At 42.2% G+C, this 5,587-nt stretch carries 4 protein-coding genes; 2 read left to right on the top strand and 2 right to left on the bottom strand.

The window, feature by feature from the left end; translation table 11 throughout:
* Together B2Y23_RS12290 and B2Y23_RS12295 are read left to right on the top strand one after the other, a co-directional pair.
* Nucleotides 1-361 (top strand): DUF3144 domain-containing protein (locus tag B2Y23_RS12290; RefSeq protein WP_291371104.1); only part of this gene is annotated, 361 nt, incomplete at its 5' end.
* 418 nt (nucleotides 362-779) lie between these two features.
* On the top strand, nucleotides 780-1,844 hold the full coding sequence (locus B2Y23_RS12295; RefSeq protein ID WP_291352227.1) for an amidohydrolase family protein: 1,065 nt from the start codon (nucleotides 780-782) through the stop codon (nucleotides 1,842-1,844).
* A 57-nt stretch (nucleotides 1,845-1,901) separates the two neighbouring features.
* On the opposite strand, the gene B2Y23_RS12300 is transcribed toward B2Y23_RS12295, so the two are convergent.
* Nucleotides 1,902-4,673 carry a M16 family metallopeptidase gene (locus tag B2Y23_RS12300; protein WP_291352229.1) on the bottom strand — a complete coding sequence of 924 codons (2,772 nt, stop codon included), beginning with the start codon at nucleotides 4,671-4,673 and terminating at the stop codon, nucleotides 1,902-1,904.
* A 134-nt stretch (nucleotides 4,674-4,807) separates the two neighbouring features.
* Nucleotides 4,808-5,587 (bottom strand): PhzF family phenazine biosynthesis protein (locus B2Y23_RS12305; protein ID WP_291371106.1); only part of this gene is annotated, 780 nt, incomplete at its 5' end.

Consider the following 5,587-nt stretch of genomic DNA (forward strand, 5'->3'; position numbering starts at 1 on the left):
AGAAGAAGCGTTAAATGCTGCTTTTTTTGAACGTGCTGATGAATTTATTAAACAGGCCAATGAATTTTGTCGTGTTGAAAAAGGTTCCCAAGTAAAACCTGCTGAAATGCGCGGACAAGTCAGTGCTGCCATGTTGTTCGCCACTGCCCGTTTTAATACCTGGGTTGCGGCCAACAATTTTAAAGATGGCAATGAAATGCGTGACGCCAAAGATCAGGTGATGTCTTACATCATGCAGCAGTTCCAGATGATGCTGGAAGACAACTATGACGAATACTGCGAACAGTTTGAAAACTATCTTCGCTTCCGTCATAACGAAGAATTTCATGCCAACAAGCATGACCATGATCATCAGCACTGATCAGAAGTTAAAAAGCCCATTAGGGCCTCTGTTGTCCCCTAGTGGAATTCCAGGTGTTTGATTTGTGGGTGTGGCAAGGATGCCACACATTCCCCATCACGACAGGATGTCGTGTATAGGGAATAAAGACTTTTGCCTACTTTTGGTCTGTCAAAAGTAGGATTCAGCCTACACAAAGTGACTTAAACTTTTAAAGAAAAGATAAGACTGTGAAAAAAACAAAATACAAATAAATATCAATAACTTAAATTCAAAATATCATCATGTCGCTTTGGTGCTGAAATAAAACTCAAATTATGGGACAGCAATGCCATCAGGGCTTTTTTTATGTCCTGAATTTTTGGATAAAAGGTCATTTAAAGCCAAGGCACTTTACAGTATGGTTAAATAACAGAGATTTGCTGAACTAAGGACACACATGCAACAGCTGGATTTTGCAATTATTGACTCGCATATTCACCAATGGGATCCTTATAACACGCCCCATGCAGCGGCTTTGGCGGTTAAATTATTGGGTAAACATCCTTATTTGCTAGATAAATTTGTGCGTTTGGTGAACTCCGATGACCTGATCGAAACCATTGGCTTGACCAATCATGTGACGGCGCCTTATTTGCCGGAAAATTATCTCGAAGATATTGGCCATTATCAGGTAGAACAAGTGGTGCATGTCGAAGCCAGCTGGCATAAAAATAAAGGTAAAGGCGTGATTGGGGAAACCCGTTTTATTGAATCCCTACCTTTTAACGAAGAAACGGTCAAACTCGGTGGCATTGTGGCAACAGCAGATCCGAGGGACAGTAATTTCAAGAAGATTTTGCAATTGCATAAGAAAGCTTCACCGCGCTTTAAAGGTATTCGCAAAATGGCGGCATTGCATGAGGATAAAGAAATCCATGCCTGGACAGATGAACCACATTTATACCGCAATAAAAAGTTTTTAAAAGGTTTTGAAGCCATCGCACAAAACAATTTAACATTTGATGCCTGGGTTTATTCGACTCAACTCAGCGATGTAATTGCCCTAGCCAAACAGTTCCCGGAAACTTCAATTGTGCTTGATCATTTCGGCACACCTGCCGGATTATTTGGAAAAGTCGGCTCAATTACCGGACTGACCAAAACCGCACGTGAAAATATTCTGGTCCGCTGGCAAGACGATATGGCTGAACTTGCCCTGTGTCCAAATGTCTATACCAAAATGTCAGGTTTACTGATGCCGGTATTAGGCCATCAATTTCATAAGCAAGGTCGTCTAGCCAGCAAGCAGGAAATCTATGATCTGGTGCTACCCCTGATCAGTCATGTGCTACAGAATTTTGGCAGTTACCGGGTCATGTTTGCTTCCAATTTCCCTATGGATCGGGTCAGTAGTTCACTACTCAACATCATTGATGCCTTGAGTGATGCAGTAGTGGCGTGTGATCCTAATGCCTTGGAACGAGTGTTTCACCATAATGCGAAGCAGTTTTATCGGCTTTAATCACCTCTCCTAACCCTCTCCTAGAAGGAGAGGGAAAATGGGAAGAAGGATTAAGAATCATGACTTGGTTTGTGGTTTTCCATACTGGTCTGCCATGACTTCCACCAGCTGACCCAGTTTGACATATTTCTTGATCACGGCATCTACATCTGCCTTGGTCAATTTAGCCAAAGCCAGGTCACGTTTTTCACGGAACAGCAAGTCGCGCTGATGTTCCAGTTGCGGCATGAGCATTGCGTGGATATTGCGTTCATCTTCCAAAGCAGTCACCCGTTTTTTCAGAATATTGGCTTTGGCCGCCTCCAGCTCCTGTTCAGTTACTCCTTTAGTGAGTAAATCATTCAGCACTTTATGTACCCCTTGTGAAACTTGTGCTGACTTCGCTGCCGTGTAGTTAGCCTCAATAGTCAATGCACCTGAATCCATCCATTCATCCAGATCAAGATCACTGCCAAAACCATAGACCAGCGCATTTTTCTCACGCAGTTCTTGGGCTAAACGTGAAGAGAGTTGCGAATCACCCAAGATATAACTAAACACCATTAATGCTGGCGCATCGGCATGATTAGAACCCACCGGTAAAGTCAAAATGGCCTGATAATTACCAAATTCACGTTGTTCTGATAAAGCATGGATTTTTTGCGCCTGATAAGCCTGATAATCAGAACTTAGACGTTGATAAGGCAGTTGGGCTTTCCATCCTGAAAATTCATTTTGCAGCAATTTAAGCATGGGCTGAGCTTGATAATCACCGGTGATGGTAATCTGTGCATGATTACTCACAAAAAAGTCCTGATAGAGCTGTTTCACCTGCTCCACGGTTGTCTGTTTAATCTGCTGCTTGGCAAGATCCGGCTCAAAATGGTAACGCAAATCCCCCGGTTGATAGGTTTCAAGCAAGCGGGTCATGGTCAGCGCCGCAACCGTTTCAGGTTCGGTATATGGACGGTCCAGGCTCGACAGACTTTGCGATTTAATCAGGTCAAATTGAGATTGTTCAAATTTTGGTGTTTTCAAAACGTCGAGCATGAATTTGAAATAATCATCAAATTTGTCTTTTTTCGCCACAATCTGAATGGTAATACTATTTGCAGATGCAGTCGCCGTTGCCCCACCACCCGCTTCAATCGATTTGTCTGCAATATCCTGCAAGCTGTGTTGATCTGAGCCACGCAACAATAGATAAGCCATCAAATCCAGCACTTCACCCTTATTGAACAAAGATTTGTCCGTACCAAAGTCTACAGAAATGGTGGCATAGGTTTTATCATCACGGGTAGATGTCGGATATAAAGCATAGGCAATACCATTCTTCAGCTTGCCACGCTGAATTTTCTTTTCAGTATCCAGCAAATACTGTTTCGAGGTTTTGACATATTCCGCTACTTCCTGCTTATAGACACTGCTTTCTTTGAGCGGTTCTTCCTGGGCAGCAGTCTGATCCAGGGTTTTAGGCTGTTCAGCCGCTTGTTGTTGCTGCAAGGCTTTTTTCTGATCTTCCGGAGTCGGCTGGATGTCCCCGGAAATGCGATGTTCTGGCACTAAAAACTGGGTCAGGGTCTGATTGACATCGCCAAGCTTCAGCTGCTTCACATTATTCAGATCGTTAAAGTACTGTGACCAATTACCCTGATAAGCCACATAATAATCACTCAATCGACCACCTAATGCAGTAGCACTACTCAGAATACTGTCTGCCTGATTCTGCATCAGATTTTTCACTCTGTTCAGTTCGGTCTCATCAAAGGGCTTATTTTTTTCAACACCCGTAACCAATTCGGACTGAACTTTTTTTGCATCGTGATTTGGAGCATAAATTGCACCCATAAACACCAGATTGAAATCTTGATCCAGCCAGGTGCTGGATTGAACACCGGTACTTAAACCGGTTTCCACCACGCTCTGATATAAATGTCCACTTGGCTGCATGGTATATAAATAAGGTGCCAGCGCTAAAGCAGATTTGATCTTTTCATTTTTGCCATTCAGGTAAATATTGAATTTGGCCAGATCACTGCCTTTTTTTACCACATAGTTGCGGTTTTTAATCTTTGTAGAATCCAGTGCCGGAACCTTGTTTTGTACAGGAATCTGACGCGCAGCAATTGGGCTGAAGTTTTTATCAATCTGTTTTAACACTTCCGCTTTATCAAATTTACCTGTAATCACCATCACCGCATTATTTGGTGCATACCAGCTGCGGTAAAATTTATTTAGCTCATCCATTTTAATGGACTGTAATTCTTTTAAATCGCCAATCGGTAAACGTCCCAGATACTGGTTGCCATAAGCCGATTTCCACATCTGGTCCATCATCACTGCAAAGGGCTGATCCATACGCACTTCACGTTCACGCTTTACAATGGCAATTTCCGAAGGGACAAACTTTTCTTGCAGCACCAGTTTATCCATACGTTCTGCTTCAAGATGAATCACTTCATTAATGGCATTCTGTTCGGGACGGATCACATTGGTATATTTGGTGGAATAATAGTCGGTACTGGCATTGGTCATTAAGGTGTATTGATCTAGTCGGCGCTGAAATTCTTCACCTTTGATATTCTGTGTACCCTTAAATGCCAGATGTTCGAGCAAATGCGCCAAACCGCTTTTATCTTGCGGATCATTGAGTGAACCGGTCAGATAGACCGTATTCATAAAGACTTTATTTTCTTTGTTATTTTGCGCCAGCACCACGCGAAAACCATTGTCTAACTTATATTCTTCAATCTTCTGCTCAGATTTAACTAAAATTGGTTGTGCCCAGGCAGTTGCACTAAAACCAACAAATAATAATGAGATAGTAAGTTGTTTGAACCGCATGAGCATAATTATTCCAATTTATTCAGTTAGATGAATTTTTCAGCATCACATCTTAGAAAATGGCGATGATGTTGAGTAGTCACTTTTTGCAAGAATTGCTGCTTATTTCAACAGCTTTGTCGTTCATTTATATCTATATGTTAAAGATAGAGCTCTGCCTGCATATATAGCTTTGCATAACCGGAAATTTCAATTCTTTCGTTTTCAAGCAGTTCACAATATAACTTTCCTCCACGTGCAGATGCCTGATAAGCCAAGATGTCTTTTTTGCCCAATTTCTCTGCCCAAAGCGGCGCAATTGCGGTATGAATGGAACCGGTGACCGGATCTTCATCAATACCATTGGCTGGAGCAAAATAACGCGACACACAATCATAGGGTGCAGCAGCTGGAGCCGTGATCGTCGAATCTAGATACGAAAAACCGCCTTCTGCTTCCGACTGCCTCTGTGACCACTGTTTTAATAATGCCAAATCCGGCATTTCATCTATCACATCCTGCGAATTGCTATATTCCACAATATAAGCCTGACGGTTTAAATACACATTGTTAAATGGTTTGCTTAAAATTTGCTTTAAAATTTCAGGATAATGTTCAATTTTTTTCGCACGCTGAATTGGAAAATTCATTTTTACTTTGCCATTAGCCTCCTGGCTTACCACGAAAATACCGAAATCTTTAACATGAAACCGGATAGTGCGCGCCAAAGTATAATCTTTAAACAGCACAAAACTGCTGGCTAAAGTTGCATGCCCGCAAAAGTTCACTTCAGTGGTCGGGGTAAACCAGCGGATTTCATAATTCTCTGCATCTATAACTTTCACAAATGCGGTTTCAGCCAGATTATTTTCCAGTGCAATCTTCTGCATCAGCGCATCATCCAGCCACAGTTCGGTCACAATCACGGCCGCAGGATTGAG

This window comes from Acinetobacter sp. UBA5934 (assembly GCF_002430855.1).
In the GTDB taxonomy this organism is placed as follows: domain Bacteria; phylum Pseudomonadota; class Gammaproteobacteria; order Pseudomonadales; family Moraxellaceae; genus Acinetobacter.

Excerpts from the sequence above, each read along its gene's own strand:
- B2Y23_RS12300 (WP_291352229.1), bottom strand. The coding sequence starts at position 4,673 with ATGCTCATGCGGTTCAAACAACTTACTATCTCATTATTATTTGTTGGT.
- B2Y23_RS12295 (WP_291352227.1), top strand. The coding sequence starts at position 780 with ATGCAACAGCTGGATTTTGCAATTATTGACTCGCATATTCACCAATGG.